Annotated in this window: 26 protein-coding genes, 1 tRNA gene and 1 riboswitch; of the genes, 10 read left to right on the top strand and 17 right to left on the bottom strand. The window is 74.7% G+C overall.

Annotated elements, in window-relative coordinates:
* Nucleotides 1–91: 91 nt before the first annotated feature.
* From ACFWPT_RS16500 to ACFWPT_RS16490, 3 genes are all read left to right on the top strand, one after another.
* Nucleotides 92–1,825, top strand: a complete 1,734-nt coding sequence (locus tag ACFWPT_RS16500) for a pyruvate dehydrogenase (RefSeq protein WP_380482351.1) — start codon at nt 92–94, stop codon at nt 1,823–1,825.
* A gap of 80 nt (nt 1,826–1,905) precedes the next feature.
* A complete protein-coding gene (locus tag ACFWPT_RS16495) occupies nt 1,906–2,538 on the top strand; it encodes a helix-turn-helix domain-containing protein (protein WP_063348316.1) in 633 nt (210 codons plus the stop codon).
* A gap of 32 nt (nt 2,539–2,570) precedes the next feature.
* Entirely contained in the window at nt 2,571–2,768 is a 198-nt protein-coding gene (locus tag ACFWPT_RS16490) for a DUF6126 family protein (protein ID WP_063348315.1), read from the top strand.
* A gap of 22 nt (nt 2,769–2,790) precedes the next feature.
* Here ACFWPT_RS16490 and ACFWPT_RS16485 read toward each other — a convergent pair whose 3' ends face one another.
* The 3 genes from ACFWPT_RS16485 to ACFWPT_RS16475 all read right to left on the bottom strand — a co-directional run bounded on the left by ACFWPT_RS16485 (nt 2,791) and on the right by ACFWPT_RS16475 (nt 6,150).
* Nucleotides 2,791–4,218: a PLP-dependent aminotransferase family protein gene (locus tag ACFWPT_RS16485; protein WP_380374879.1), complete on the bottom strand. Its 1,428-nt coding sequence runs from the start codon at nt 4,216–4,218 to the stop codon at nt 2,791–2,793.
* A 51-nt stretch (nt 4,219–4,269) separates the two neighbouring features.
* Nucleotides 4,270–5,190: an undecaprenyl-diphosphate phosphatase gene (locus ACFWPT_RS16480; RefSeq protein ID WP_380374877.1), complete on the bottom strand. Its 921-nt coding sequence runs from the start codon at nt 5,188–5,190 to the stop codon at nt 4,270–4,272.
* Between the two features lie 147 nt (nt 5,191–5,337).
* Entirely contained in the window at nt 5,338–6,150 is an 813-nt protein-coding gene (locus ACFWPT_RS16475) for an NRDE family protein (RefSeq protein ID WP_380482349.1), read from the bottom strand.
* Between the two features lie 243 nt (nt 6,151–6,393).
* Between ACFWPT_RS16475 and ACFWPT_RS16470 the strand changes: the two genes are divergently transcribed.
* Both ACFWPT_RS16470 and ACFWPT_RS16465 read left to right on the top strand, forming a co-directional pair.
* On the top strand, nt 6,394–6,885 hold the full coding sequence (locus ACFWPT_RS16470; protein WP_380482347.1) for a carboxymuconolactone decarboxylase family protein: 492 nt from the start codon (nt 6,394–6,396) through the stop codon (nt 6,883–6,885).
* An 11-nt stretch (nt 6,886–6,896) separates the two neighbouring features.
* The gene (locus ACFWPT_RS16465) at nt 6,897–7,721 is read left to right on the top strand and encodes an isocitrate lyase/phosphoenolpyruvate mutase family protein (protein WP_380482343.1); all 825 of its coding nucleotides are present in this window, start codon (nt 6,897–6,899) and stop codon (nt 7,719–7,721) included.
* 208 nt (nt 7,722–7,929) lie between these two features.
* Here the strand turns inward: ACFWPT_RS16465 and ACFWPT_RS16460 are convergent, their stop codons facing one another.
* From ACFWPT_RS16460 to ACFWPT_RS16410, 11 genes are all read right to left on the bottom strand, one after another.
* Nucleotides 7,930–8,187, bottom strand: a complete 258-nt coding sequence (locus ACFWPT_RS16460; protein ID WP_063348310.1) for a hypothetical protein — start codon at nt 8,185–8,187, stop codon at nt 7,930–7,932.
* Between the two features lie 43 nt (nt 8,188–8,230).
* Nucleotides 8,231–9,337: a cytochrome P450 gene (locus tag ACFWPT_RS16455; RefSeq protein WP_380482341.1), complete on the bottom strand. Its 1,107-nt coding sequence runs from the start codon at nt 9,335–9,337 to the stop codon at nt 8,231–8,233.
* Complete coding sequence (locus ACFWPT_RS16450) at nt 9,301–10,749, bottom strand: cytochrome P450 (RefSeq protein WP_380482339.1); 1,449 nt, start codon at nt 10,747–10,749, stop codon at nt 9,301–9,303. Before ACFWPT_RS16450 ends, ACFWPT_RS16455 begins: the two co-directional genes overlap by 37 nt.
* Nucleotides 10,746–11,336, bottom strand: a complete 591-nt coding sequence (locus tag ACFWPT_RS16445; RefSeq protein ID WP_380482402.1) for an ATP/GTP-binding protein — start codon at nt 11,334–11,336, stop codon at nt 10,746–10,748. The genes ACFWPT_RS16450 and ACFWPT_RS16445 overlap by 4 nt, the downstream gene beginning before the upstream one ends.
* A 22-nt stretch (nt 11,337–11,358) precedes the next feature.
* A complete protein-coding gene (locus ACFWPT_RS16440) occupies nt 11,359–11,706 on the bottom strand; it encodes a DUF742 domain-containing protein (protein ID WP_350880532.1) in 348 nt (115 codons plus the stop codon).
* Nucleotides 11,703–12,116 carry a roadblock/LC7 domain-containing protein gene (locus tag ACFWPT_RS16435; protein ID WP_063348307.1) on the bottom strand — a complete coding sequence of 138 codons (414 nt, stop codon included), beginning with the start codon at nt 12,114–12,116 and terminating at the stop codon, nt 11,703–11,705. Before ACFWPT_RS16435 ends, ACFWPT_RS16440 begins: the two co-directional genes overlap by 4 nt.
* Complete coding sequence (locus tag ACFWPT_RS16430) at nt 12,100–13,368, bottom strand: sensor histidine kinase (RefSeq protein WP_380374917.1); 1,269 nt, start codon at nt 13,366–13,368, stop codon at nt 12,100–12,102. Before ACFWPT_RS16430 ends, ACFWPT_RS16435 begins: the two co-directional genes overlap by 17 nt.
* 233 nt (nt 13,369–13,601) lie before the next feature.
* Nucleotides 13,602–15,863: a SpoIIE family protein phosphatase gene (locus ACFWPT_RS16425; RefSeq protein ID WP_380482337.1), complete on the bottom strand. Its 2,262-nt coding sequence runs from the start codon at nt 15,861–15,863 to the stop codon at nt 13,602–13,604.
* Between the two features lie 82 nt (nt 15,864–15,945).
* Nucleotides 15,946–17,076, bottom strand: a complete 1,131-nt coding sequence (locus tag ACFWPT_RS16420) for a PP2C family protein-serine/threonine phosphatase (protein ID WP_371517601.1) — start codon at nt 17,074–17,076, stop codon at nt 15,946–15,948.
* Nucleotides 17,077–17,296: 220 nt separating this feature from the next.
* Complete coding sequence (locus tag ACFWPT_RS16415; protein ID WP_063348304.1) at nt 17,297–17,866, bottom strand: TetR/AcrR family transcriptional regulator; 570 nt, start codon at nt 17,864–17,866, stop codon at nt 17,297–17,299.
* Nucleotides 17,867–17,958: 92 nt separating this feature from the next.
* A complete protein-coding gene (locus ACFWPT_RS16410) occupies nt 17,959–18,840 on the bottom strand; it encodes an alpha/beta fold hydrolase (RefSeq protein WP_380482335.1) in 882 nt (293 codons plus the stop codon).
* Nucleotides 18,841–19,129: 289 nt separating this feature from the next.
* Nucleotides 19,130–19,288: riboswitch (cyclic di-AMP (ydaO/yuaA leader) on the top strand.
* Nucleotides 19,289–19,300: 12 nt separating this feature from the next.
* Between ACFWPT_RS16410 and ACFWPT_RS16405 the strand changes: the two genes are divergently transcribed.
* Nucleotides 19,301–20,134, top strand: coding sequence for a M23 family metallopeptidase (locus ACFWPT_RS16405; protein ID WP_063348302.1), 834 nt, complete (start codon nt 19,301–19,303; stop codon nt 20,132–20,134).
* Nucleotides 20,135–20,195: 61 nt separating this feature from the next.
* On the opposite strand, the gene ACFWPT_RS16400 is transcribed toward ACFWPT_RS16405, so the two are convergent.
* On the bottom strand, nt 20,196–21,176 hold the full coding sequence (locus ACFWPT_RS16400) for a hypothetical protein (RefSeq protein ID WP_380482333.1): 981 nt from the start codon (nt 21,174–21,176) through the stop codon (nt 20,196–20,198).
* Nucleotides 21,177–21,218: 42 nt separating this feature from the next.
* On the opposite strand from ACFWPT_RS16400, the gene ACFWPT_RS16395 reads away from it, so the two are divergent.
* From ACFWPT_RS16395 to ACFWPT_RS16380, 4 genes are all read left to right on the top strand, one after another.
* Nucleotides 21,219–21,791, top strand: coding sequence for a GNAT family N-acetyltransferase (locus ACFWPT_RS16395; RefSeq protein WP_380482331.1), 573 nt, complete (start codon nt 21,219–21,221; stop codon nt 21,789–21,791).
* 176 nt (nt 21,792–21,967) lie between these two features.
* Nucleotides 21,968–22,708 carry a sensor domain-containing protein gene (locus ACFWPT_RS16390; RefSeq protein WP_380482329.1) on the top strand — a complete coding sequence of 247 codons (741 nt, stop codon included), beginning with the start codon at nt 21,968–21,970 and terminating at the stop codon, nt 22,706–22,708.
* A 116-nt stretch (nt 22,709–22,824) separates the two neighbouring features.
* Nucleotides 22,825–23,577, top strand: a complete 753-nt coding sequence (locus ACFWPT_RS16385; RefSeq protein WP_380482327.1) for a hypothetical protein — start codon at nt 22,825–22,827, stop codon at nt 23,575–23,577.
* A gap of 36 nt (nt 23,578–23,613) precedes the next feature.
* The gene (locus ACFWPT_RS16380; RefSeq protein WP_380482325.1) at nt 23,614–24,075 is read left to right on the top strand and encodes a GNAT family N-acetyltransferase; all 462 of its coding nucleotides are present in this window, start codon (nt 23,614–23,616) and stop codon (nt 24,073–24,075) included.
* Here ACFWPT_RS16380 and ACFWPT_RS16375 read toward each other — a convergent pair.
* Nucleotides 24,072–25,223, bottom strand: a complete 1,152-nt coding sequence (locus ACFWPT_RS16375) for a hypothetical protein (protein ID WP_380482323.1) — start codon at nt 25,221–25,223, stop codon at nt 24,072–24,074. The genes ACFWPT_RS16380 and ACFWPT_RS16375 overlap by 4 nt on opposite strands.
* A gap of 579 nt (nt 25,224–25,802) precedes the next feature.
* Nucleotides 25,803–25,876: transfer RNA gene (locus ACFWPT_RS16370), tRNA-Met, on the bottom strand.
* Nucleotides 25,877–25,908: the final 32 nt, after the last annotated feature.

Here is a 25,908-nt window from a genome sequence, read left to right as displayed (position 1 = left end):
GTTCGGGCCCGCTCCGGGTGCGGGGCGGGCCCGGCCGTCGGAGGGTGCAGGTGTCCTGCGGCAGCGGGCGGCCGGTGATTGGAGAGCACCCGTGGCGAGCGTGGCCGAACAGATGGTGGAGGTGCTCCGGCAGGCCGGGGTCGAGCGGGTCTACGGCGTGGTCGGAGACAGCCTCAACCCGGTCGTGGACGCGATCCGGCGGACCGACGGCATCAGCTGGGTGCACGTGCGCAACGAGGAGGCGGGCGCCTTCGCGGCGGCCGCCGAGGCCGAGCTCAGCGGCCGGCTCGCGGTCTGCGCCGGCTCCTGCGGCCCCGGCAACACCCACCTCGTCCAGGGCCTGTACGACGCCCAGCGCAGCGGCCTGCCGGTGCTGGCGCTCGCCTCGCACATCCCGTCCGGGCAGATCGGCACCGGTTTCTTCCAGGAGACCCACCCCGAGCGGGTGTTCACCGACTGCAGCTCCTGGTGCGAGATGCTCTCCACCCCCGCCCAGCTGCCCCGGTTGATGCGGATCGCCATCCAGCACGCGCTCGGCTCGCACGGCGTCTCGGTGCTGGCCTTCCCCGGGGACGTCGCCGCGCTCCCCGCCGCCGGGCCCACCGGGACCAGCCACTTCCTCACCGAGCAGGCCGTCGCCGCGCCGCCGTGGTCCCAGGTGCAGGAGCTGGCCCGGCTGCTCAACGCGGCCCGCAAGGTCGCCCTGTTCTGCGGCGCGGGGGTGCGCGGGGCGCACGGCGAGGTGATGGAGGCGGCCCGGGCCCTGAACGCGCCGGTCGGGCACTCCCTGCGCGGCAAGGAGTGGATCCAGTACGACAACCCGTACGACGTCGGCATGAGCGGCCTGCTCGGCTACGGCGCCTGCCACGAGGCGCTGCACTCCGCCGACCTGGTGCTGCTGCTCGGCACCGACTTCCCGTACGACTCCTTCCTGCCGCAGGCGCACACCGTCCAGGTCGACCACGACGCCACCCGGCTGGGCCGCCGCACCGCGCTCGAACTGGCCGTCCACGGCGACGTCGCCGCCACCCTGCGGGCCGTCCTGCCGCTGCTGGACGCCAAGCGCGACCGCGCCTTCCTCGACGGGATGCTGCGCAAGCACTGCCGCTCGCTGGAGGACGTGGTCGGCGCCTACACCCGGGACATCGAGAAGCACCTGCCGATCCACCCCGAGTACGTCGCCTCGGTGCTCGACGAGGTGGCCGCCGACGACGCGGTGTTCGCCGTGGACACCGGCATGAACAACGTCTGGGCCGCCCGCTACCTCCAGCCGAACGGCCGCCGCCGGGTGATCGGCTCCTTCCTGCACGGCTCGATGGCCAACGCCCTGCCGCACGCCATCGGCGCCCAACTGGCCTGCCCCGGGCGGCAGGTGATCGCGATGGCCGGCGACGGCGGGATCGGCATGCTGCTCGGCGAACTGCTGACGGTGGCCAAGCACCGGCTGCCGGTGAAGACCGTCGTCTTCAACAACGGGGCGCTCGGCATGATCAAGCTGGAGATGCTGGTCTCGGGCTACCCGGAGTACGAGATCGACAACGGGGACGTCGACTACGCGGGGATCGCGCGGGCGATGGGCATCCCGGCCAAGCGGGTCACCGAGCCGGGGAGGGTCCGGGAGGTGCTGGCGGAGGCGCTGGAACGGCCCGGCCCCGCCCTGGTGGACGTGGTCACCGACCCCAACGCGCTGTCCATCCCGCCGTACATCACGGCGGCCCAGCTGAAGGGCTTCGCGCTGGCGGCCGGGCGGACGGTGCTCTCCGGCGGGGTCGGGCGCATGATCGACCTGGCCCGCAGCAACCTGCGCAACATCCCGCGGCCGTAGCCGAGAAGGGGGACTCCGGGCCCTCTTGCCTCTGAGGCAAAAATCTTGCCCGAGCGGCACGGCGGGTGTCCACTGGTCACATGACCACCAGCCCGACCGGGGACGCCGCCCCGGAAGACCGGCTCGACGACCAGGAAGTGGTCGGCCTCGCCGCCCGCCTCCGGGAACACCGGCTCAGCAGCCGCCTGACCCTCGAAGTGGCCTCCGCCAGGGTCGGGCTCTCCCCAGCCTATCTGTCCCGGCTGGAGACCGGCCGCCGCCAGCCCTCCCTCCCCGTCCTGCTCGGCCTCGCCCGCGCCTACGGCACCTCCGTCTCCGGCCTGCTCGGCGAGACCATGGCCGAACCCGACCCGGTCGTGCGCGGCGGCGCCATCGAACCCGGCCGCGCCGGCGGCTGGGGCTACCGCCGGGCCGGCGCCCCCGGCCGGGCCATGCAGGCGCTGCGCGTCCACGTGCCCCCGGGCGTGCAGGACACGGTGGTCCGGGTCCACCCCGGCGAGGAGTGGCTGTACGTCCTGCAGGGCCGGCTCAAGCTGACCCTCGGCGACCGCGTCCACCGCCTCGACGTCGGCGACTCCGCCCACTTCGACTCGCTCACCCCGCACTGCATCGCCGCCGACGCGCCGGACGGCGTCGAACTGCTCTTCGTCCACACCCTGCTGCAGAGCCCCGGCGGCGAACTCTGCCTCGGCGGCCCCGCAGCAACCCACTGACCCGACGTCAGAACCCTTGGAGGAGATCCCTCATGGCCGATCCCACCAGCCCCGACCAGGCCGCCGCGGCCACCGCCCCGGCCGCTCCGACCCCCGCCCCGCTGACCGTCGACGCCGGCATCTCGGCCAACCGCCGGGTCGGGGTCCGCCTGGTGATCTACACCGCCGGCATCCACGCCGTCGCCGGCTTCATCATGCTGCTGTTCGAACTGGGCAACCGCAACAAGTAGTCCACCGGGGCGGTCGCGGCCCTCACCGCTCGCGCAGCAGCTCGCAGAGGGCGTCCAGCGCCGCCGGGAAGGCGTGCTCGGGCGGGGACGCGTAGCCGATCACCAGAGCGGGGGCGGCGTCCGGGTCGGCGGCCGACCGGTCGGCGAGGTGCCAGGACAGCCCTTCGAGGGCCAGGCCGGCGGCCTCGGCCCGGGCCAGCAGCTCAGCCTCGGACGCGGAACCGGGCGGCAGTTGGAGAACGGCGTGCAGCCCGGCGGCGATCCCGGTGACCCGCACGCGCGGGGCGTGCTCGGCGAGCGCGGCGACCAACTGGTCCCGTCGGCGCCGGTAGTGCAGCCGGCAGCGGCGGACGTGCCGGTCGTACGTCCCGGAGGTGATCAGCTCGGCGAGGGTCAGCTGGTCGAGCACCGGGGACATCGTGTCGGCCAGTCTCTTCAACCGGGCCACCGGCTCGACCAGCGCGTCCGGCAGGGCCAGCCAGGCCAGCCGCAGGCCCGGCGCGAGGCTCTTGGCGGCCGTCCCGGCGTACACCACCCGCTCCGGGTCGAGCGCCTGCATCGCGCCGACCGGCTGCCGGTCGTAGCGGAACTCGCCGTCGTAGTCGTCCTCGACGACGTACCCGTCCCGCTCGCGCGCCCAGCGCACGGCGGCGGCCCGCCGGTCGGCGGCCAGCGGCGCACCGGTGGGGAACTGGTGCGCGGGGGTGAGCAGGACGGCCCCGCACCGGCCGTCGAGCCGCTCGACCCGGGCGCCCGCCTCGTCCAGCGGCACCGGAACGGTGGCCAGCCCCGCCGCCCGGGCGACGGCGTGCTGCGGCGGCAGCCCGTACTCCTCGACCGCGAGGGCGCGGTCCCCGCGCTCCCGCAGGGCGGCGCAGAGCAGGCCCAGGCCCTGGGAGACACCGGTGCAGATCAGCAGGTGGTCGGGGTCGGTGCGGACGCCGCGGACCCGCGCCAGGTAGTCGGTGAGCGCCCGCCGCAGCTCGATCCGGCCGAATGGGCTGCCGTAGCCGAAGGCCTCGTGCGGCGCGGTGGCGAGGGCCCGGCGGGCGGCGGCGAGCCAGGCGGTACGGGGGAAGAGCGAGAGGTCGGGCCGCCCGGCCATCAGGTCGTGCCGGACGGTCCGCCGCCCCGCCGCGGGCCGGGCGGCCCGCCGGCTCCGGCCGGGCGCGGCCCGCCGGGCGACGGTGGTGCCGGAGCCCTGCCGGGAGGTGAGCCAGCCCTCCGCGGTGAGCTGCCCGTACGCCTCGACCACGGTGTTCCGGGCGATCCCGAGGTCCTCGCCGAGGGCCCGCGAGGACGGCAGCCGGGTGCCGGGCACGAGCCGCCCGTCCTGGACGGCCTCGCGCAGCGCGTCCTCCAGGGCGGCCCGCAGCCCGGCCCCGGCGGCGCGCCGCTCGGTGAGGTCCAGGTGCAAGTCGCCGCCGAAGGAAGTCCAGGAGCTGCTCACGGGCCCGATTATCGCGCGGCCCGGCATCCTCGACCCCGGGGTGGGGGCGGATCAGACCGACAGGTAGACCGCGCTGCCGACGCCGGCGAGGAAGCAGTAGAGCGCGAACGGCGTCAGGCTGCGGGTCTCGAAGTACTTGGTGAGGAAGCGCACCGAGACGTAGCCGGCGACGAAGGCGGCGATGCTGCCGGCGACGACCGGGCCGAGGACGGCGGAGTTCTCCGGCTTGAACAGCTCCGGCACCTTCAGCACGGAGGCGGCCAGGATGACCGGGGTCGCGAGCAGGAAGGAGAAGCGGGCGGCGTCCTCGTGGTGCAGGCCGCGCAGGATGCCGGCGCTCATGGTGACACCGGAGCGGCTGATGCCGGGGAAGAGCGCGAGGATCTGGGCGGCGCCGATCCAGGCGCCCTGGACGAAGCTGAGCCGGGCGAGGCGGTGGTCGGAGGCGATCGCCGGGTCGAGGCCCGGTTCCTCGGTCGGCGGGGCGGCGTGCCCGGCCCGCCGACGGCCGGTGCCGCCGCGCTTGAGTCGTTCGGCACCGAGCAGCACCAGCCCGTTGAGGGCGAGGAAGACGGCGGCCGGGACGGGCTTGCCGAGCGCGTTGCGCAGCGCCTTCTCCAGGGCGAGGCCCGCCACCCCGACCGGGATGGTGGAGATGATCAGCAGCCAGGCGAGCTTCTCGTCCCGGCTCTCGACCCGGCGGCGGCGGATCGAGCTGAAGAAGCCGCCGATCACCCGGACCCAGTCCTTGCGGAAGAACACCACCAGCGCGAACGCGGTGGCCAGGTGCAGGCCGACCAGGACGGCGAGGTAGGAGGAGCCCTCGGCGGTCATGTCGAGGTCCCGCTGGATCTTCCCGCCGATCAGGGCGGGGAGCAGGATGCTGTGGCCCAGGCTGGAGACCGGGAAGAGTTCCGTCACACCCTGCAGCAGGCCGACGCCTATCGCTTCCGGGTAGGTCAGGGTGGACATCGCGCACCTTCGCTCGGGGGTCTGGATCCGGGGGAGCCCCGCGAAGCTACTACGGGCATGTAGACGCCCGGCAGCCCCGCCGCCAGAAGTTCATCGAGCGGACGTCTGGGCGCCACCGCTGTCGGCCAGCCGCCGGTTGGCAGCCGATCAGCCGCCGGACCGCGCCGCCGGTCCGCCCCCGCCGAGCGGCACCCGCCGCCACGCCCCGCCGTCGGCGGGCACCGGCGCGGGGGCGAAGTCGTAGCGCGGCCCGTCCGGCCCGAGCGCGAGCAGCGAGATCGAGGAGGACCCCCAGATCCGCCCGTCGCCGAAGTCCCGCCGCTGGATCAGCGCCGCGTCGTCGTCCAGCGGCAGGCCGTCGCCCGCGACGATCGGCAGCCAGTCGCCCCAGGCCCGTTCGGCGGGCCCGTCGCCGGTCGGCTCCGGCCGGGGCGCGGCGGCGAGGCGGGCCCGGAAGCGGTCGGCGCGGGCGGCCATCAGCGCGCGGATCCGCTCGGAGGCGGTCCGGTTGGCGGCCGTGCCCTCCAACCCGTCGTTGAGCACCACGCTGAGGCCGACCGGCAGTTCGCGCTCCTCCAGCCGGCCGCCGCCCCAACTGGCGACCCGGGCGCCGTCGGGCCGGACCAGGACGAGGTGGAACGGGTCGTACGGGGTGAGGTCGAGGTGGCCGATCCCGCCGTCCCGGACGGCGGTGAGCGGCAGTTCGCCACGGGAGAGCCGGGTGTCGGCGGGGGCGAGCGGCCCGAAGCCGTTCAGCAGGCAGGCGGCGGTCCGCCGCCCGGGGTCGACGGCCAGCCAGGTGCCGCCGGCGGCGAGGTCGAGTCCGCCGACCAGGGCCGGCCGGTCCGGCCAGTGGTGGTCCGGCGGCAGCCAGCCGCGCCCGAGGTACTCGTCCCGGACGGAGAGGAGCAGCACCGGCACGGCCGCTCCCGGTTCGATGCTGACGAACGCCGTACACACGATCGCGGCCCCCTGACCTCGCCCGGCGGGGGCACGCGTGGTGGCGCCCCCGCGGTCGATCCTCGCACTCCCGTTCGCGCGCCGGGAGTGCGCGTCCGCGCCCTGAGGCGCCCCAGGGCCCTCCCTTTTCGGCCGCCGCCGTGGCACACTCGCCGGACGGCCGGGCGCAGGCCGAAGTGGCCCAGGATTTCGCGGTTCAAATGCACCAGGGAACAGGTCCACCAGGTCCCTAGGCTGGTGGCCATGACGACGAACGAGCACCAGCCGACCGAGGCCCCGGTCCCGGTCCCGGCCCCCGCCCAGCGCCTCGCGCTGCACAGCCTGGCCCCCGACTTCTACCAGGCCATGATCGCGGTGGACCGCGCCGCCCGGAAGGGCATCGACCACACGCTCGCCGAGCTGGTCAAGGTGCACGCCTCGATGATCAACGGCTGCGCCTTCTGCATCGACATGCACAGCACCGACGCCCTGAAGGGCGGCGAGCAGGACCACCGGCTGCTCTCCCTCCCGGCCTGGCGCGAGACCCCCTGGTTCACCGCCCGGGAGCGGGCCGCGCTGGCCCTCACCGAGTCGGTCACCCTGCTGACCCAGGGCCACGTCCCGGACGCGGTCTACGCCGAGGCCGCCGCCCAGTTCGACGAGACCGAGCTGGCCCAGCTGATCGCGCTGATCGTCACCATCAACGCCTGGAACCGGATCGGGGTGGCCTCCCGGCTCAGCCCGGCCGCCAAGTGAGGCCCGGGGACATGACGAACATGGCGGACATGGCGGTCGTCCAGCAGGAGAAGGCCCGGCTGCTCCGGGAACTGCACCGGCCGGGCGAGCCGCTGGTGCTCGCCAACGTGTGGGACGCGGCGAGCGCTCGCCTGGTCGCCGCCGCCGGAGCGCGGGCGGTGGCGACGGCCAGTGCGAGCGTCTCCTGGTCGCTCGGCAGCCGGGACGGCGGCGGCGCCGACCTCGAACAGGTCCTCGTACGGACGGCGCAGGTGGTCCGCGCGGTGGACCTGCCGGTCACCGCCGACCTGGAGAGCGGCTTCGCGCGGACCGCGGCCGGCGTCGGCGAGTCCGTCGCCGCGCTGCTGGCCACCGGCGCGGTCGGCGTCAACCTGGAGGACGAGGGCCGACCGGTGGCCGAGGCCGCCGAGCGGATCGCGGCGGCCCGGGCGGCGGCGGACGCGGCGGGCGTGCCCGCCTACGTCAACGCGCGCACCGACGTGTTCCTGCACGGGATCGGCGCGCCGGAGGGCCGGCTGGACGACGCGGTGCGCCGGCTGCGGGCCTACGTCGAGGCGGGTGCGGACGGCGTGTTCGTGCCCGGTGTCGCGGACCAGGAGACGATCGCCGCGCTGGCCGCGGCCGTCCCGGTGCCGCTGAACGTGCTGGCGGGGCCGGGCGCGCCGTCCGTCCCGGAGCTGGCGAAGCTGGGCGTGGCCCGGGTGAGCCTCGGCCCCGGGCTGGCCGAGGTGGCGTACGCGGCGGTGCGCCGGGCCGCGGCGGAGGTGTACGCGAGCGGCACCTACACCGCCTTGGAGGGCGGGCTGACCTACCAGGAGCTGAACGGCCTCTTCTGAGCGGGCTTCTCACGGTCCGACCGGCGCCGAGCGGGCCCGGCGGCGCCGGGCAGGGCGGTCCGGCGGCGCCGGGTGGTCCGGGCAGGCCTGCGGCGCGGGCCGGGCGGGCCCGGGAACGGCGAAGCCCCGGTTGCCGCCGACGGGGGTGGCGGCAACCGGGGCGGTGCCCGGTGGGCGTGGTCAGCCGATCCGGGTCAGTCGATCCGGGTCAGCCGATCTGACCGCTGAGCCCCGGGTGGGTCATCTGGTTGGTGCCGACGGCCTCCACCTCCTGGGCGGTGTGGCCGACCACCGGCAACTTGCCGGCGGCGTGGATGGCGAGGTCGGCCGGGGAGAGGTTGAGACCGTCGGTGAGGCCCCCGGTGGCGTCCGGGGAGCTCGCGGTCTGGGTGGTGGCGGACGCCGCCGGGGCGGCGAGCGCGAGGCCCGCCATGGTGAGGGCGGCCAGGGTGGCGAGTTTCTTCATGCACTGCCGAACGACCCGGGCCGCCTTCAGGTAACCGGGCGGCTCAGACCGTCACCCGCAGGGTTCGCACGCTGTTGCTGATGAAGGAGCCGATCGGCTCCGGCGCGTCGCCCTCGGCGAGGGCCAGCCCGGGGAACCGCCCGAACAGGTGCCGCAGCGCGGTCTCGGCCTCCAGCCGGGCCAGCCCGGAGCCGAGGCAGAAGTGCGGGCCGTGGCCGAGCGACAGGTGCCGGTTGGGCCGCCGGGTGACGTCGAAGCGGTCGGCGTCCGGGTGGTGCCCGGAGTCGCGGCCGGCCGCCGCGTAGGAGGCGAGCAGCGCCTCGCCGCGTCGGATCACCACGTCACCGACCTCGATGTCCTCGGTCGCGTAGCGCAGTGGGAACTGGCCGACCGGCGAGTCGTAGCGCAGCGTCTCCTCGATGACCGCCGACCACGGCTGCTCGCCGGAGAGCACCAGCCGCAGCTGGTCGGGGTGGGCGAGCAGGGCCCGGACGGCGTTGGTGATCAGGTTGAGCGTGGTCTCGTGCCCGGCGACCAGCATCAGCAGCAGGGTGCCGACCAGTTCGGCCTCGCTGAGCCGGTCCCCGGCCTCGCGGGCGGCGATCAGGTCGGTGGTGAGGTCGTCGGCGGGCGCGGCCCGCTTGGCCGCCACCACGGAGCCCAGCAGCGCGTACAGGGCCTGCTGCGCGGCGGCGGCCGCCGCCGGGGTGGCCGAGCTGGAGACCAGGGTGTCGGAGAGCTCGTGCAGCCTGTCCTGCTCCTCCAGCGCCAGGCCGAGCAGTTCGCCGATCACCTGCATCGGCAGCGGGTAGGCGAAGTGCTCGCGCAGGTCGAACGCGCCGTCCAGCTCGGCGACCCGGTCGAGCAGCGAGACGGTGCGGGCCTCGATCGCGGGCGCCAGGTCGGCTATTCGGCGCGGGGTGAAGGCCTGGCTGACCAGGCCGCGCAGCCGCCGGTGGTCGTCGCCGTCGGCGGTGACCATGCCGGGCACGGTGACGAAGTTGAGCAGCGGCCAGCCCTGAGGCAGCCGGCCCTCCCGGAAGGTCGTCCACAGCTGGGCGTTCTTGCCCACCCGGTGGTCGGCGAGCAGCGCCTGGAGGGTGTCGTGGTGGGTTATCGCCCAGACCACCACCCCGCCAGGGAGCTCCACCAGGACCGCGGGGCCGGCCGCCCGGAGGCGGGCGTTCTCCTGGTGCTGGTCGCGTCCGAAGGGGTCGAGTCTGACGGGCTCGGGTCGGGGGTCGACGGCGGTGTCCATGCGGGCCTCTCGGGGGCTGGCGGGCGGGGCGGGGTGAAGGCGCTGTACAGCACCGGCAGGCCGAGCAGGGCCCGTGACCACGGGGACGGGCGCCATCCCAGGTCGCCGGCGGGGACGGCGAGTTGGAGATCGGGCAGGCGGTGCAGCAGGGTCTCGACGGCGGTCTCGACGATGATCCGGGCCGGGTGCTGGGCCGGGCAGACGTGCCGTCCGGCGCCCCAGGCGAGGTGGGCCCGGTTGCCGCCGAGCGAGCCCTGGGCGGCGGAGGCGAGGCCCTGGGCGGCCGGGTCGGCGTTGGCCGCGGCCAGGCCGAGGACGAGCATGTCGCCGGCGCTGATGTACTGGCCGCCGAGGACGGTGTCGCCGGTGGCCCAGCGGCCGGGGAAGTTCTGCGTCGGCGGGTCGCGCCAGAGCACCTCCTCCAGCGCGTCGGAGACGGTGAGCCGCCCGCCGGTGAGGGTGGCCCGGAACCGGCGGTCGGTGAGCAGCAGCCGCAGCGTGTTGCCGGTCCAGTTGATGCTGGTCTCGTTGCCCGCGACCAGCATCACCACCAGGTGGTGCACGGCCTCCTCGTCGGTGAGCCCGGCCGGGTGGGCGAGCAGCCAGGAGGTGAGGTCGGCGCTGGGGGCGGTCCGGCGGCGCCGGACCAGGTCGACCAGGATCGCCTGGAACTCGGCGTTGGCGCGCACCGACTTGGGGCCGCTGTCCACGAAGTGGCTGATCAGCTCGACCAGGTGGGGCCCGGCCTCGCGGGGCAGGCCGACCAGCTGGGTGAAGACCAGCAGCGGCAGCGGGCGGGCGTACTGGGCGATCAGGTCGGCGGTGCCGTCCGGGCCCCAGCTGTCGATGAGGTCGTTGGCGCAGGCCTCGGTGGTCTCGCGCAGCTGGCGGTGGTCGATCTGGGAGAGGGTGTCCGAGACGGCGGAGCGCAGCCGCTGGTGCTCGGCGCCGTCCAGGTTGAGCAGGGTGGGCCGCCAGGAGGTCATCGGCAGCAGCCGGGAGTCGGGGGCCAGCCGGCCCTCGGCGGGCACCCGCCAGCGGCGCGAGTCCTTGGAGAACAGCGCCTCGTTGCGGGTGAGTTCGAGCAGTTCGGCGTAGCCGAGGACGAGCCAGGCCTCGACCCCGGGCTCCAGCTCGATCGGCGCGACCGGGCCGTAGCGCTGGCGCAGCCGGGCGTACAGGCCGTGCGGGTCCTCGGCGACGGCGGGGCCGTACAGCGGGGTCAGCGGGAGGCCGGCGGGCAGGCTGCCGCCGTGCGGGAACGGGCAGCCGGGGGAGGCGGTGCCGGGTTCGGGCGCGGTCATCCCTGGAGCTCCAGGATCGAGCTGCGGTGCAGGTGGTCGACGAAGTCGATCAGCAGGTCGTAGGACTGCCGCCGGTCGCGGGCGTCGCAGTGCAGGATCGGTACCTCCGGCAGCAGGTCGAGGGCGGAGCGCAGCTCCTCCTCGGGGTAACTCGGCGTGTCCGAGAAGGTGTTGACCGCCACGGCGAACGGGATGCGCTGCTCCTCCAGGCGGCCGAGCACGTCGAAGCTCTCGTCCGGGCGGCGCAGGTCGACCATGGCGATGGCGCCGAGCGCGCCGCGCGACAGGTCGTCCCAGAGCGGCCAGAACCGCCGCTGGCCGGGCGTGCCGAACAGGTACAGCGCGAGCCGCGGGTTGAGCGTGATCCGGCCGAAGTCGAGCGCGACCGTGGTGGTGGTCTTGCCGGTGCGCCCGGTGAGGTCGTCGATGCCGCTGCTGGCGGCGGTCATCGTCTCCTCGGTGCGCAGCGGAGTGATCTCGCTGAGCGAGCCGACCAGCGTGGTCTTGCCGACCCCGAACGGGCCGGTGACCAGGATCTTCACCGCGCCCTGGACCGAGGACGGCAGGTACCGCGGCTCGGCGGGCAGGTCGGCGGTGGCCCCGGGGGCTTCAGCGGAGTTGGCGGAGGCCAACGAGCACCTCTTCCAGAAGGGTTGCGGGCAGGCGTTCGGCCTGCGGGACGGGCGGGAGGACCTGGACGGCGCCGAGGTCCCAGAGGTCGCCGACCAGCACCTTGACGACGCCGAGCGGCAGCCCCAGGTGGGCCGCCACCTCGGCGATCGACAGCAGGCTGTGGCAGAGCGCGAGGATGCGCCGGTGCTCGCGGTTGAGCAGGGCGTGGTCGGGGAGCTCCGGCGGCTCGGGTAACGCGCTGACCAGGCTCTCGATGGCCAGCTCGGCCCGGGTGGACCGGCTGCGGCCACCGGTGATGACGTAGGGCCGGACCGGCCCGCTCACCGGTGCCCCCCCGCCGCGTGGTCGACCCGCGGCGGGCTGGTGAGGTGGCTGCCGATCCGTTCGACCAGGACCTGCATCTGGTAGGCGACCAGGCCGGCGTCCACGGCGTCGCTGGTCACCACGGCCAGGTGCGCGCCGGCCCCGGCGGCGACGATGAACAGGTAGCCGCCGCCGTACTCGATGATGATCTGGCGGGTGGCGCTGCCCGGTCCGCCGAACCCGGTCGCGACGCCGCGGGCCAGCGACTGGAGTCCGGAGCAGGCGGCGGCGAGCCGTTCGGCGTCCTCGCGCGCGATGTTCGCGCTGCGGCCGATCTCCAGGCCGTCGTTGGAGACGACGACGGCGTGCTGGACCTGCGGGACGTTGACGATGTCGGCGAGCATCCAGCCGAGATCAGGGGTGGTGGTCATGGAACTCTCCGGAGCGCTGGGGAAGTCGGGGGGAAGCGGGCAGGGAAGGGTCGTGCTGGGCCTGGACCCGGGCGGCCGATCGGCCGCTGGCGGTGCCGGCCTGGAACATCGCCATGAACGCCTGCGCGTCCCGGGCCGAGCGGTACGGCGGGGCGGGCGGCGGCGCGGGAGAGGCGTGCTGGGCGGGGCGGGCGGCGCGGTCGCGTCGGTGGCTCCGGCGGGGCAGCGGCGGCGGGGTGTCGGCGGCCGCGGGGGGTCGGCCGGCCGGCGGGGTCTCCACCAGGGGGTGTCCGGCGGGGTGTCCGGTCGGCCGGAAATCGGTGCTGAACGCCCGGTCGTCCGGTCCGAGGCCGGGGACGGTGGGCGGCAGCGGTTCGGTGAGCAGGGCGTTCGGCAGCATCACGACGACGCGGACGCCGCCGTACGGCGAGGGCGCCGAGCTGAGGGTGACCCGGAAGCCGTACTGCTCGGCCAGCCGGCCGACCGCGGCGAGGCCCAGCTGCGGCACCTCGCCGAGCCGGGAGACCTCCAGGCTGGTGCCGCCGGCGAGGGCGGCGGCGGCCTTGGCGACGGCCTGTTCCGGCATGCCGACGCCACCGTCGTCGATCTCGATGACGGCTCCGTTGTGCACCGGCATCAGGGTGACGAACACCTGGGTGCTGGGCGGGGAGTAGCGGGTGGCGTTGTCCAGCAGCTCGGCGACGGCGTGGATCAGCGCCTCGGCGGCGGCGCCGACCACGGCGGTCTCGATCCGGCTGCGGACCACCACCCGCTGGAACGGCAGGATGCGGGACTGGGCGCCGCGCACGACGTCCTCCAGCGAGACCGGCTCGGGCCAGTGCCGGCCGGCCCGCGCGCCGCACAGCACGGCCAGGGTCTGGGCCAGCCGGGCCTGTTGGGCGGCGGCGTGGTCGGCCTTGAGCAGGCCCTCCAGCAGCGCCGGGTCGTCGTGGGTGCGTTCCATCTCGTCGAGCAGGGCCTGCTGGTCGTGGGCCATGACGAGGATGCGGCGGGCGACGCTGAGGAAGGCCCGCTGGGTGGAGGCGGTGAGTTCCTGCTCCTGCTGGACGGCGGCCAGGTCGGCGCCGCGGCGGGAGAGTTCGGCGCCCAGCTGCTCCTGGAGCCGGGCGAGGTCGCGTCGCAGCCGGTCGGCGCGGCGGCGCTGGGTGACGGACACGGCGCGGTACCGGGCGGTGGCCACGAGGGCGAGGGCGGCGAGTACGCCGGTTGCCGTTGTGCACCACTGAGTCATCGTCACGCCGCGAATTCTAGGGTGATGATCCTACGAAGGTGTGAACGGATCTCGCCAAGTGACCGGATCTCGTCAATATCCAGTCAATACGGCGTCAAACCGGCGCCGTTCGACCGCGATCCGGACGGCCCGAGGACGTTCGTCCCCGGTGGGGCGCCTGCGGCGCGTCGGCCGGGCCGGGCGGGAGATGGCCGAGTCACGTCCTGGGATGTGTGGGGAACGTGTGCACGGTGTTACGGAAGGGGCGACGTCCGGTGCAGGAGCAACAGCGCCACGTCGTCCGGCCGGGACCGCCGCTCGGTCACGTTCAGCGTGAGCAGGTCGGCCAGCCGCTCCAGCGCGGGCGCCGCGCCGACCCGGGTCGGGCCGGTCTGCCGGGCCCACAGCTCCAGCCCGCCGAGCATCCGCTGCACCGACTCGTCGTAGTCCTCCTCGCGGTCCTCGACCAGCCCGTCGGTGTACACCAGCAGCGTCTCGCCGACCGCCAGCCGGCCGACCGTCAGCGGGTACGGCTGCCCCGGGTCCACGCCCAGCGGCGGCCCGCCCGGCAGATCGAGCTCGACGGCCCTGCCGTCCGCGATCCGCACCGGCGCGGGATGCCCGGCCCGGGCCGCGGTCAGCGCGCCGTCGGCCGGGTCCAGGGCCAGGAAGAGGCAGGTCGCGAACAGGTCGGTGTCCAGCTCGGTCAGCAGCCGGCTGGTCCGGGCCAGCGTGGCGGCCGGATCGTGCCCGTCCGTCGCGTACGCCCGCAGGCCGCTGCGCAGCTGGCCCATCACCGCCGTCGCCTCCGCGTTGTGGCCCTGGACGTCGCCGATCACCAGCCCGATCCGGCCGTCCGGCAGCCTCAGCAGGTCGTACCAGTCGCCGCCGATCTGCATGCCCTCGGTGCTCGGCAGGTAGCGGGCGGCACTGGCGATCCCGGGCAGCCGGGGCAGGGTGCGCGGCAGCATCGCGCGCTGCAGCTCGGTGGCGCGGTGGTGGTGGGTGTCGTACAGCCGGGCCCGCTCCAGGGACTGCGCCAGGATCCCGGCGAACGCCGAGTACAGGGTGCGGTCCTCCCGGCCGAACGCCCGCTCGGCGGAGAAGGTGATCAGGCAGGAGCCCACCTGCCGCCCGGAGGCGACCAGCGGCAGCACCGCCCAGGAGGCCGGGGTGAGCGGGCCGTGCCGGCCCCGGTCCGGGCCGGGCTCGCTGAACAGCGGGGCCGAGCGGGTCAGCGCGTGCTGCATCACGTTCTCGGAGAGGTCCGCCAGCCGGGTCAGCTCGGTGCGTCTGGGCCCGCCGTACACGGTGTGCGAGACGGGCAGCAGCCGGCCCTCGTCCACCAGGTCCAGGACGATGCTGGCGGCGCCGAACGCCGGGCGGGCGACGTCCGTGACGGCGGTGGTGACGTCCCGGACGGTCACCGCCCGCGACAGCGACCGGGTGAGCGCGAGCAGCAGCGCCGTCCGTGCCCCGGCCGGGGTGGACTGCTCCTCGGGCTGCTGCCCTGGGTGTTCCCGGCCCTGGTCCCGGCCGCGGCCCTGGCCCCGGTCGGAGAGCAGCCCGGCGACCCGGACCGGCCGACCGTGGACGTCCAGCATCACCTCGCCGGTCTCCTCGATCCGCGCCACCCTGCCGCCCCCGCGCAGCACCCGGTACCCGATCCGGTACCACCCGCCGGTGGTGAGCGATTCGGCGAGCGCCGCCTGCACGTCCGGCAGGTCCTCCGGGTGGACGATCCGGTCCAGCTCCGGGGCGGAGCCGTCGGCGGTGGCGGGCTGGCCGGTGACCCGGAACGCCGCGGCGTCCCAGTAGCTCTCGCCGGTGACCAGATCGCGTTCGAAGGCGCCGTGCCCGGCCGCCCGGACGGCGAGCGACAGCATCGGGTGGGCCAGCCCGGCGGGGAGGCTGCCGGCCCCGTCCGGCGGCGCCCCGGCCGGGTCCTGGGGTATCCGGGCGTCCGCGTGGTCGAGCAGGTGGGACAGCCGGTGGGCGCAGGCCTCGCCGATGGTCTCCAGGACGTCCAGGTCGCGGCGGGGGACGGTGCCCCGGTGGGCCAGCGCGAGGGCGAGGACGCCGACCGGCCGCTCGTCGACGACCATCGGCAGGGCGATCACGGCGACCATGCCGGTGCCCATGCCGGCGTTCTTGTTCGGGTAGTCGACGCTGGTGTGCTCGGGACTGAGCAGGTAGGGGCGGCGTAACCGCAGGGCCATCGCGGCGGGGAGGTCACCGGCCGGATCGACGATGCTGTAGCGCTCGTGGGCCCAGTCCGGCAGCCCGTGCGAGGCGGTCAGCCGGAGCATTCCGGCGGAATCCAGCAGGTAGAGCGCGGAACCCTCGCCGGTGATCCAGCCCGGCCCCTCGGCGAGGACGGTGCCGAGCAGTTCGGCGGCGCTGGTGCAGCCGAGAAGTAAGCGCACGCACCGCATGGGGCTGCGGGTGGTGGGACTGCTGCGCGGCGTCCGGCTCTCGTCCTCGGAGGGGGGAACCCACGGCGAGGTCAGGTCCATCGGATACCCGGCCTTTCCGCTCTCGGGGGGTGGGTGCCCTCTGGGTGCCCGAACGGGCACTTAATTCTTCATACCTTATTTCTCAAGCGGGTGCTGAAGCGGGTGAATGGTGACCCAGACGGCGCACCAGCACCAGCGTCCGGTCGTCCGCCGCGTCCCGCGCCACCGTCCGGACCAGCCGCTCCGCCGCACCCCGGGTGAGCTGCTGCTGCGTCCGCCACGGCCGCACCACCGGCTCGGCCGCCGCCAGCAGCCGACCCACCCCCTCGTCCAGGTCCCGACCCGGCACCTCCACCAGGCCGTCACTGAACAGCAGCAGCGAATCGCCCCGCCGCAGCCGCCCCGACACCGCCGGGTACAGCGCGCCCGACACCAGCCCCAGCGCCGGACCGCCGTGCCCCGACCGCGCCCAGCCGCCGCCGTCCGCCCGGCGGAACTGCGCGGGCGCCGGATGGCCGGCGTTGAACAGCAGGTAGTCGCCCGTCGCCGGGCGCAGCGCGAGGTGCACCGCCGTCGCGAAGTCGTCCTCCCAGCCCATCCGCACCAGATGGTCGTTGGCCGCCGGCAGGAACGCCTCCGGCGGCACCCGCCCCAGCAGCATCGCGAACGCGCCCGACAGGTGCGTCGAGCGGGCCGCCGCCCGGCTGCCCTTGCCCGACACGTCCACCAGCAGCAGTTCCAGCAGATCCTCCTCGGGGCGGTGCGCGCACAGCAGGAAGTCACCCGAGAACGAGGTGTCGCCGGCCGGCGCCAGCGCACTGTCGAAGTGCCAGTCGAGCAGCCGCTCCGGAAGCCGGGCCAGTGCCCGGGTGTGCTCGGCCAGCTCCAGCAGCATCGAATCGCCCTGCGTCCCGCGCAGACCCAGCCGGTGCCGGAACCGGTTCGCGGCCAGCACCGTCACCGCGGTCGCGGCCAGTACCAGCGTCACCCCGATCCGCACCCCGAGCGGATCCCGCACCACCGCCCCCAGCACCCCGCCGGCCAGCGCCGCGCACACCAGCACCAGCAGCTGCCCGCGCCGCAACAGCAGCCCGCCGACCACCAGCGGCAGCACCAGCGCCGACGGCGGCCAGCTGTACGGCAGCACGATCGGCAGGACGCTCAGCACCGCCGTCACTCCGAGCAGCACCCCCAGCGCGTACCGCGCCGCCCGGGCGTTCCCGTCCAGCAGCCGCAGATACCACCGCCGTGCCCTCGCTATCGGTGCGGGCACGTGGACCTCCGCCAAGGGGTCGGCGGTCCCCTGTCATGACCACCAGTCAGCCCGGCCACACTAACCCGTCCACCCCCACCACCCCCAGGCCGCTGCCTGCCCGCCGCACGGGAAGTCGGCGGGGCCGACTTCTCGCGCATGTGTCACCCGGGGCGCTGGCCGTTCCGCCGTCGCGGGAGGCCGGGCGGGTCGTGCCGCGGTCGGTGCGGTGGCCGGCGTCTCAGGGGGTGGGCCAGGTGCGGAGGCCGGTGGTGAGGAGGGTGATGAGGCGGCTCTGGGTGGTGGCCAGGTCCTCGGCGAGCTGGAAGCCGCCGCCGATGGAGAGGGAGGCGAAGCCGTGGGCGACGGAGCGGACGGTGCGGGCGGCGTGGATCGCCTCCGCGCCGTCGAGGCCGTACTCCCGCAGGACGGCGATGATCACCCCGACGAGCCGACCGGCCGCGCGGGTGAGGTCGTCGTCCGGCTGCGGGGCCTGGGGGAGGGCGTTGTAGCGGTGCGGGTGCTCGGTGGCGTACGCGTGGTAGGCACGCAGCACGGTGGCGACGGCGTCGTCCCCGCTGCGGCCGACGGCGGCCTCGGCGAGCCGGTCGGCGAGTTCCTCGGTGACCCGGACGGCGATGAGCCGCCGCAGTTCGGTGAGGCCGCCGCTGACGTGCTTGTACAGCGACGGGGTGGCGACCCCGGCCCGGGCGGCGACGGCGGCCAGGGTGAGGGCGTCGGCGCCCTGCTCGTCGATGAGGGCGAGGGCGTGGTCGACGACCTGCTCGGGGGTGAGTCCTACTCGGGGCATGGTGTGGGCTCTCCGTCGGTGGAAGGCGTACGTGGCGGGGCGGGGCGGCGCGTGGGGGCGGGGCTGACGTGGGCGGACGGGGTGGGCGGGGCTCAGGCGAGTTCGGCGAGGAAGGGCAGCAGGGCGCCGGCGGTGGCCTGCGGGTTGTCGGCCATCGGGTAGTGCCCGGATCCGTCGATCATGACCTTCCGCGCGTTGAGCGCGGCGGCCTGCCGGTCGGCGACGGCTTCCGGCTTGGGGAAGTCGGGGTCCTTGCTGCCCATGATGACGAGCGAGGGGCAGCGGACGGCCGCGGTCCAGCCGACGGGCGCGGAGTCCCCGCCGACGTGTCCGCGGGTGGCGGTCTTGCGGCCGGGGGTGCGCATGGCGGCGACGAGTCCGGCCACGTACGTGTCGAAGTCGGCGGGCTTGGCGCCCGGGTAGGCCAGCTTGCGGTGGTAGAGGCCCCAGAAGGCGGGCGAGTGGACGGTCAGGGCGCCCATGGCGCGGAGGGCGCCGCGCATGAGGGCGCCGGGCGGGGGGTTCTCGATGAAGGCGTCGATCAGGGCGATGCCGGCGACCCGCTCCGGGGCGTCGCCGGCGGCCTTGACGACCGTCGCGCCGGTGTAGGAGTTGCCGACCAGGACGGCGCGGTCGATGCCGAGGTGGTCGAGCAGGGCGAGGACGTCGGTGGCGATGGCGGCGGGGGAGTAGTCGTCCCAGATGATCGAGGATTCGCCGAAGCCGCGCAGGTCCATGGTGATGACCCGGCGGCCGGCGGCGGCCAGCAGCGGGTGGAGGTGCCGGTAGGCGGCGCGGGTGTCGAGCATTCCGGGGAGCAGCACGACGGGGGTGCCGTCGCCCTGCCGGGTGTCGTCGTAGGCGAGGCGGCCGCCGGTGACGTCGAGGTACTGGGTGGTGGGGGCGCTGGTGGCGTTCATGGTGGGCCTCCGGGGGTTGCCGGTGCGGGGCTTCAACGTGCTGCTGATAGCCATAAAGCTAAGGCTAATAGCCTTAGCCGTCAAGCCTTCGCACCCTGTGGAGCGGGGGAGGTCGGCGGTGAGTGCCTGAATGAAGGGCCGTCCGTTGACGTCCGATCACGTGAGGTGGCGTCAATGGTGTTCAAGCATGCCCAAAGGGGCTCAAGGGGGACAAAACGCCCTTCGCGTCCCAGAGTGCCCCGCCTGTCTCCGGTCGTCCCGGGCGAACGGCTTGGAATCAGGGCCTCCTAGGATTAACGTTTGATAACGCAGCGCGGTCCTCAACGCCGTACCCAGACGGCACCGTGCGCCGTCGCCTAATCCCGCCGACCGGCCTCCGGGCAGGTCAGGGAGCCGGGGAACCACGTTCCTTGGGGTGAATCGGCGGGGCTCCGGCCCAGCCGTAGGAGACCTTCCTGCTCCGAACCCGTCAGCTAACCCGGTAGGCGCGAAGGAAGGAAAGGAGCGCGCCTCCGTGGCGTCGACGCACACCCCGGCACACCCGGCCGGCCTCGCAGCAGGTACCCGGCTCCTCGACCACCCCGGCCCGGACGGCCCCGAGTACGCGGGCCCGGACGCCGAGACCAACCGGCACCGGATGCCGCGTCAGGTCCGTGGGACCTCCCCGCTGCTCGGCGTCACCGCCGTCGCCGCCACCCTGGGCGCCACCGGCTTCGCCTCCGCCACCCCGGCCGCCGCCCCCGCCATCGAGACCCCGGACGAGACCCCGGTCGCCCTCTCCGCCGACCCCGGCCTCGCGCTCGCCGCCCGCATCCAGCTGCAGGCCGACAGCCAGCGCACCGCCGCCGAGGAGGACGCCCGCGTCCAGGCCGCGAAGGAGGCGGAGGCCAAGGCCGCCGCCAAGGAGGCCGAGGCCAAGCGGGCCGCCGAGGAGGCCGAGCGGGCCAAGGCCGCCGCCCTCACCCTGCCGGTGCGCGACTACCACCTCACCGCCCACTACGGCCAGAGCGCCCGCTACTGGGCCCACCTGCACACCGGCCTGGACTTCGCCGCCGACACCGGCACCCCCGTCTACGCGGTCGGCCAGGGCACCATCACCTCGGCCGGCTGGTCCGGCTCGTACGGCTACCGGATCGTCGAGACCCTGCCCGACGGCACCGAGATCTGGTACTGCCACCTCTCCTCGATCATCAAGGGCTCCGGCAAGGTCGGCTCCGGCCAGCAGATCGGCAAGGTCGGCGCCACCGGCAACGTCACCGGCGCGCACCTGCACGTGGAGGTCCGCCCCGGTGGCGGCGCCCCCGTCGACCCGGAGACCTGGTTCCAGCAGCGCGGCCTCAACCCCTGACGCACCCGCGAAGCCCCGGCCGCCGGAACCGAAAGGCACCGGCGGCCGGGGCTTCGCCGCGTCACTCCTGCGTCGGGTCCGCCGGGTCCGTCGGGTCCGTCGGGTCCGTCGGGTCTGCCTGGTCCGCCGGGACTGCCGATCCCGCCAGCTCCTCCAGGCGGGCGTCGAACTCCTCCTGCGCCGGCCCCGCCAGGTACGCGTCGATCTCCTCCTGCCCCGGCTCCGGCGCGAGGTCCGGGAACTCCTCCACCAGCAGTCGCGGCAGCCCGGGCACCGTCCACTCCCCGTACAGGTCGAGCGCGGCCTCCACCGCCGCCTCCTCGAACGCCCCGAAGTCCCCGGCCAGTTCGTCCGGCATCGGCCGCCCCAGCGCGGTCAGCTCGGTCAGGTTGCGGTAGCTGCGCCGCATCAGGCCCTGCTCCAGCAGCCGGCGCGCGCCGTCGGTGGCCATGCCGACCGAGATCACCCGGGTCGGGCTCCAGCCCTGCTCGTCCACCTCGTCCAGCCAGCCGGTCTGCGCCAGTGCGGCGAACCTGGCCAGCCGCTCCTCCTGCGCCAGCTCCCGGAAGCCGGTCAGCCACTCCCGCACCGCCTCCGGATCCGTGACGTCCGCCCCGTACGCGTGCAGCAGCAGCGCGTACAGCCGGGGCCAGGTCACCAGGTCGGCGCGGCGCAGCAGCCCGGCCGCGACCTCGCCCTGCCACTCGGCCTCGGCGTGCAGCCGCTCCTGGCGCTTGGCGTTGAGCCGCTTGGCGGCCCGCTGGTGGTCGGTCAGCAGCCGGACGGCGGCGCCGTACGCGAACGGGTCCGCCTCCGGTTCGGGTTGGACGTACAGGTAGAGCCGCTCGTACAGCAGGTGCTCCACCGCGTTCGAGGTCAGTTCGGGCCAGCCGTCGTGCATCCTGCCCTCGCCCAGCTCCAGCAGGGCCAGCACCGCGCGCAGCGGCGCTTCGGCCACCGGGGTGCGGTCCTCTTCCGCCGCCCAGGCGAGCAGGTCGGCGGCCCTGGTGCGCGGGGCGAGCCGCAGGTCTTCGTCGTTCATAGCTCGAACGGTAACCGCTGGCCGGGAGTAGGGTCGGCTGCCATGGTCCCCGTACGACTCACCGGCCCCCGGCTGGCCATCCGCGAGTATCACCACACCCCCGGCGACGTGGACGCGCTGCACGGGCTGTTCGGCGACCCGGAGGTCACCCGCTACCTCCCCTTCGAGCCGCGCGACCGCGAAACCTGCGCCGACCAGATCGAGCTCTACCTGGAGGAGGCGATGGCGCCGGAGCGGGACACCTACCGGCTGGCCGTCACCCGGCGCGACGACGCCGAGGACCCGGTGGACGCCGTGCCGATCGCCCACGCCTCCCTCACCCTCGGCAAGCACCGCTCCGCCCACCTCGGCTACGTGCTGGGCCGCGACGTCTGGGGCCGCGGCTACGCGGGCGAGATCGCCGGCCTGCTCTGCGAGCTCTCCTTCGAGGCCCTCGGCGTGCACCGGCTGGCGGCCCGGGTCGACGTGGACAACGCCGCCTCCGCCAAGGTGCTCCTCCGGCTCGGGTTCCAGCTGGAGGGGCGGGTCCGGCACGACCTGTACAAGGGCGGCGTCTGGTCCGACTCGTACCTGTACTCGCTGCTCGCCGACGAGTGGACCGGCGCGACCGGCTGACGGCCCGGCGTGGACGTCCGGCGTGGACGTCCGGCGTGGACGTCCGACGCGGACCTGGGGGCAGGCCGGGGGGTTAACCCCACCCCCGATCCGCCAGGCCTCCGGATCCTCCCCGGCCCGCCGTTCGACCAGACTGATGCCATCAGCAGCCGAGAACGAGGGACCGGGGCCGGGACATGAGCAGCAGCCGAAGCACGCAGGACCGCGAGTGGGACGTCCTCGGTGGTTACGGCGACGACCCGCGTCCCGCTCGGGCCCACCGGACCGAGGAGCCGCCGGCCGTCTGGCGGGCGCCGTTCTCCAAGCACTACTACCGCGAGATCGGCTACACGCTCACCGGTCTGCCGCTGTCGGTCATCGGCTTCTCCGTCTCGATCGTGCTGTTCTGCATGGGGGTCGGCACCTTCGTCACCGTCCTCGGCCTGCCCGTGCTCGCCCTCCTGACCACCGTCGCCCGCGGCATGGGCCGGATGGAGCGGGCCCGGGTGCGCGGCATGCTGGCCCTGGACGTGCCCGCCCCGGCGCCGGTGCGCCAGACCCGCCCGGGCACCTGGGGGGCGATCACCGCGCGGCTGGCGGACCCGGCCGGGTGGAAGGCCGCGTTCTACCAGGTGGTGATGTTCCCGTGGGCGGTCCTCAGCTTCGCCCTGTCGCTGGTGTTCCTGCTGCTCGGCTGGGCGATGGCGCTGTACCCGCTCTACCAGTGGATCTTCCCGGCCTTCACCCCGTGGCGCGGGTACCGGCTCTTCGACTTCTACGACAGCGACAACGTCCAGCACGTCTACTACGTCGAGGGGGCCTGGCAGATCGCCGGCTTCTCGCTGGTCGGGGTGCTGCTCATCATCCTCACCGCCCAGCTGGTCCGCGGCCTGACCAACGTGAACCGGGCCGCCGCCCAGGGCCTGCTCGGCCGCTGAACCCCGCAGCCCTCCCGGCCAGGCGGCCCTCCCCGGTCCCGTCTGCCTCCTCGGCCCCACCCGCATCCGGACGTGCTCCGGATGCGGGCGGGGCCGGCCCGTGTTCGGATGGCCGGGTGTCCGCCGCACGCACTCCCGCCGACCCGGGCGCCCTGGGTCGGGACATCCTGGTCACCTCCCGCCCGCTGGACGAGTACTGCGACCTGTTCGACCTCACCCGGGCCCAACTCGCCGCGCTGCCGGGCCCGGTGCTGGACTGCCCGGGCGGTGCGGCCGGCCTGGCCGCCGAGGCGCGCCGGCTCGGCTGCCGGGTGATCGCCGCCGACCCGGCGTACGCGCTCCCCGCACCCGAGGTCGCGGCCCACGCGCTGGCGGCCCGGGCGTCGATGGCCACCGCGATGGCCGCCCGCCCGCACCTGTACCCGTCGCCGCGCTCCTGCCGGCCGGACCGCTACCTGCGCAGCTGGGACCGCGCCCGCCGCCTGTTCGCCGCCGACTCGGCCGCGCACCCGCAGCAGTACGTGGCCGCCGCGCTGCCCCGACTGCCGTTCGCGGACGGCGCCTTCGCGCTCACCCTGAGCGGCTACCTGCTCTTTGCCTACCCCGAACTGTTCGGCCCCGAGCGGCAGTTGGCCGCCCTGGTGGAACTCGTCCGGGTGACCTCCCCGGACGGCGAGGTCCGCGTCCAGCCGCTGCACGACGGCCACGGCCTCCGCTGCGCCCACCTCGACCCGCTGCGGTACGCGCTCGGCGAGCGCCGCGTCGCCAGCGAGATCCGCCGCTTCCCCCGCGCCGCGGACGGCCGCACCCGCCGCGTCCTGGTCCTGCGGTCCGCCGACCACCGCCGCCGGTCCGCCGCCGAAAAGTAATGGTCTCTCCTGGTCAGCACCCCTATACTCGCCCGCATGAGCGAGACGACCATCAGGCGCGCCGGGGCGGCCGACGCCGACCGGCTCACCGAGCTGATCCAGGCCTCCACCGCCTACCGCGGCGACTACGCGGCGATGATCGACGGCTACCGGGTCACCCCCGAGTACGTCGCCCGGCACGAGGTGTTCCTGGCCTCGGACCCGACCACCGACCGACTGCTCGGCTTCTACGGCCTGATCCGCGAACCGGCCGAACTGGACCTCATGTTCGTCGCCGACGAGGCCCAGGGGCTCGGCATCGGGCGGAAGCTGGTCGCGGACATGCTGGAGCGCGCCCGGGCGGCCGGGATCGCCTCGGTCAAGGTGGTGTCTCACCCGCCCGCCGAGGGCTTCTACCTCCAGATGGGCGCCGAGCGCACGGGCACCCGCCCGCCGCAGGTCAAGACGCCCTGGGAGCAGCCCGAACTGCGCTTCACCGTCAAGGAGTTCAGCAGCTAGCTGTGGTCGCCCGCCGACGGAGCCGACTGGACGGGCTGGACGGGCTGGACGGGCTGAGCGGGCTCAGCAGGCTGAGCGGGCGGGGCCGGCTGCGTCGGGACGAAGGCCGTCGCCTCCAGCCGGGACAGGATCTTCTCCGCCAGCCAGCTGCGGTCCGACCCGTACGGGATCCCCTCCGGCAGCACCAACTGCCCGGCCACCGCGTCCCGCAGCCGCTGCGCCTCGGCGCCGGGCAGCCGGGAGAGCAGCCCCCGGGCGGCCAGCAGCGCGTGGTACTGCTCGAAGCCGGAGCGCGGGCGCTCGATCGCGTCCAGCAGGCTCGGCAGGTCGGCCAGCGACGGGTCGCCCTGCATCAGCGCGAGCGCCTGGATCCGGCGGCCCTCGGAGCCGTCCGCGTACAGCGCCCGCACCTGGTCGGCGGTCAGCGCCGAGCGGCGCGCAGTCGAGCGGACCTCGGCCACCACGCCCTCCGGCCCGGACGAGGGCGAGGAGGCGGGCGGCAACTGCGCGGCCAGCGCGGCCGACTGCTCCGCGCTGCCCCCCAGCAGCCCGAGCTGCTGCATCGCCCGGACCCGCAGGTCGTCGGCGCCCACCTTGTCGCCTCGCCGGTCGCGGTCCTGCCCGGCGAGGAAGAGGTCCAGGGCCTGGTCGGCGTCGGTCAGTACCTGCGGCAGCGCGAGCCTGGTCACCAGCCAGCCGGCCAGGAAGCCGAAGACCACGAAGTACAGCACCAGTGCCGCCGCGAACGGCACCGCGGCGTCCTCCCCGCCCAGCGCGGGGGCCAGCGCGGTGCCGAGCTGGTGCAGCCGCTCGCCGAGCGAGCCGAGCTGGGTCAGCCCGACGCCCAGCAGCACCTTGGTCAGCCAGTCGGACACCTGCTCCAGGTTGGTGTTCGGGGCGTACGAGCCCTGCGGTTCGCCGCTGCCGCTGCGCACCCGGGGCACTCCGAACAGGAAGCCCAGCGCGCCGCCGAGCACCGTCGAGGCCCCGGCCACCACCAGCCCGCCGCCGAAAGCCTGCCAGGCCTGCTCCCGGCCGAGCGAGAAGAGCAGCAGCCCGAGCAGGCCCGTCCCGGCCAGTGCCCCGGGCGCGGCCCACCGTGCCGTCCGCAGGGCCGTCGTGCCGCTCCGCCGCCGCGCCTTCGCCATCGCCTACCCCCTGTGCCCGCGCCGCTCCGCTCCGGAACCCGCGCCGACTCTAGCGCCGCGGCCCCACCGCGGGAACGACCCGGTGGCGCCCCGGACAGGGCGCGGGTGACGACCAAGAGCGGCGGAAGACGCCGGAGGGCGGCGGAGAACGCAGACAGCCCGCAGGCTGCTCCTCCGCGCCGGCCCGTGCACTGGCCTGGCGCCGAGGCACCGGGGATGTTCCGGTGGGCCTGCGGGCCGGGTGACTGCTATGGATTTCGCCTGCCGGAGGCCTCAGGCCTCACCCCGCGCAGGCAGGGGCGGCTCTAGCGAGCAGCCACCTCACACATCCTGATGGAACTCAATTCAGGATCACCTCCCTTCAGTGTGCCGCCACGATAGGCAGCCCACCGGCCGGAGGGCAACGGATTTATCGGTGGCCCGCCCGGCGGCCGTCGGCCGGGCCGCCGTCGTTCGGGAGGTCTCCGCTGACGGGGGCCCAGGTCCTGTTGCGGCTTCGCGGCAGAACGTTCCTTCGCCGTGCCGGGGAACGCGAAAGGCCCGGAGGACGAATCCTCCGGGCCTTTCGTTGCTACTGAGTAGCGGGGACAGGATTTGAACCTGCGACCTCTGGGTTATGAGCCCAGCGAGCTACCGAGCTGCTCCACCCCGCGTCGGTGAACACAACAATACGGGGAAGTCGCCG

Source organism: Kitasatospora sp. NPDC058478 (assembly GCF_042720345.1).
Taxonomy (GTDB): domain Bacteria; phylum Actinomycetota; class Actinomycetes; order Streptomycetales; family Streptomycetaceae; genus Kitasatospora.
This window is presented reverse-complemented; position numbering and strand designations above follow the sequence as displayed.

Coding starts and splice junctions, on each gene's coding strand:
- ACFWPT_RS16495 (WP_063348316.1), top strand. CDS start 1,906: ATGACCACCAGCCCGACCGGGGACGCCGCCCCGGAAGACCGGCTCGAC.
- ACFWPT_RS16490 (WP_063348315.1), top strand. CDS start 2,571: ATGGCCGATCCCACCAGCCCCGACCAGGCCGCCGCGGCCACCGCCCCG.
- ACFWPT_RS16480 (WP_380374877.1), bottom strand. CDS start 5,190: ATGTCCACCCTGACCTACCCGGAAGCGATAGGCGTCGGCCTGCTGCAG.
- ACFWPT_RS16470 (WP_380482347.1), top strand. CDS start 6,394: ATGACGACGAACGAGCACCAGCCGACCGAGGCCCCGGTCCCGGTCCCG.
- ACFWPT_RS16465 (WP_380482343.1), top strand. CDS start 6,897: ATGACGAACATGGCGGACATGGCGGTCGTCCAGCAGGAGAAGGCCCGG.
- ACFWPT_RS16460 (WP_063348310.1), bottom strand. CDS start 8,187: ATGAAGAAACTCGCCACCCTGGCCGCCCTCACCATGGCGGGCCTCGCG.
- ACFWPT_RS16450 (WP_380482339.1), bottom strand. CDS start 10,749: ATGACCGCGCCCGAACCCGGCACCGCCTCCCCCGGCTGCCCGTTCCCG.
- ACFWPT_RS16435 (WP_063348307.1), bottom strand. CDS start 12,116: ATGACCACCACCCCTGATCTCGGCTGGATGCTCGCCGACATCGTCAAC.
- ACFWPT_RS16430 (WP_380374917.1), bottom strand. CDS start 13,368: ATGACTCAGTGGTGCACAACGGCAACCGGCGTACTCGCCGCCCTCGCC.
- ACFWPT_RS16425 (WP_380482337.1), bottom strand. CDS start 15,863: ATGGACCTGACCTCGCCGTGGGTTCCCCCCTCCGAGGACGAGAGCCGG.
- ACFWPT_RS16415 (WP_063348304.1), bottom strand. CDS start 17,866: ATGCCCCGAGTAGGACTCACCCCCGAGCAGGTCGTCGACCACGCCCTC.
- ACFWPT_RS16410 (WP_380482335.1), bottom strand. CDS start 18,840: ATGGCTATCAGCAGCACGTTGAAGCCCCGCACCGGCAACCCCCGGAGG.
- ACFWPT_RS16400 (WP_380482333.1), bottom strand. CDS start 21,176: ATGAACGACGAAGACCTGCGGCTCGCCCCGCGCACCAGGGCCGCCGAC.
- ACFWPT_RS16395 (WP_380482331.1), top strand. CDS start 21,219: ATGGTCCCCGTACGACTCACCGGCCCCCGGCTGGCCATCCGCGAGTAT.
- ACFWPT_RS16390 (WP_380482329.1), top strand. CDS start 21,968: ATGAGCAGCAGCCGAAGCACGCAGGACCGCGAGTGGGACGTCCTCGGT.
- ACFWPT_RS16380 (WP_380482325.1), top strand. CDS start 23,614: ATGAGCGAGACGACCATCAGGCGCGCCGGGGCGGCCGACGCCGACCGG.
- ACFWPT_RS16375 (WP_380482323.1), bottom strand. CDS start 25,223: ATGGCGAAGGCGCGGCGGCGGAGCGGCACGACGGCCCTGCGGACGGCA.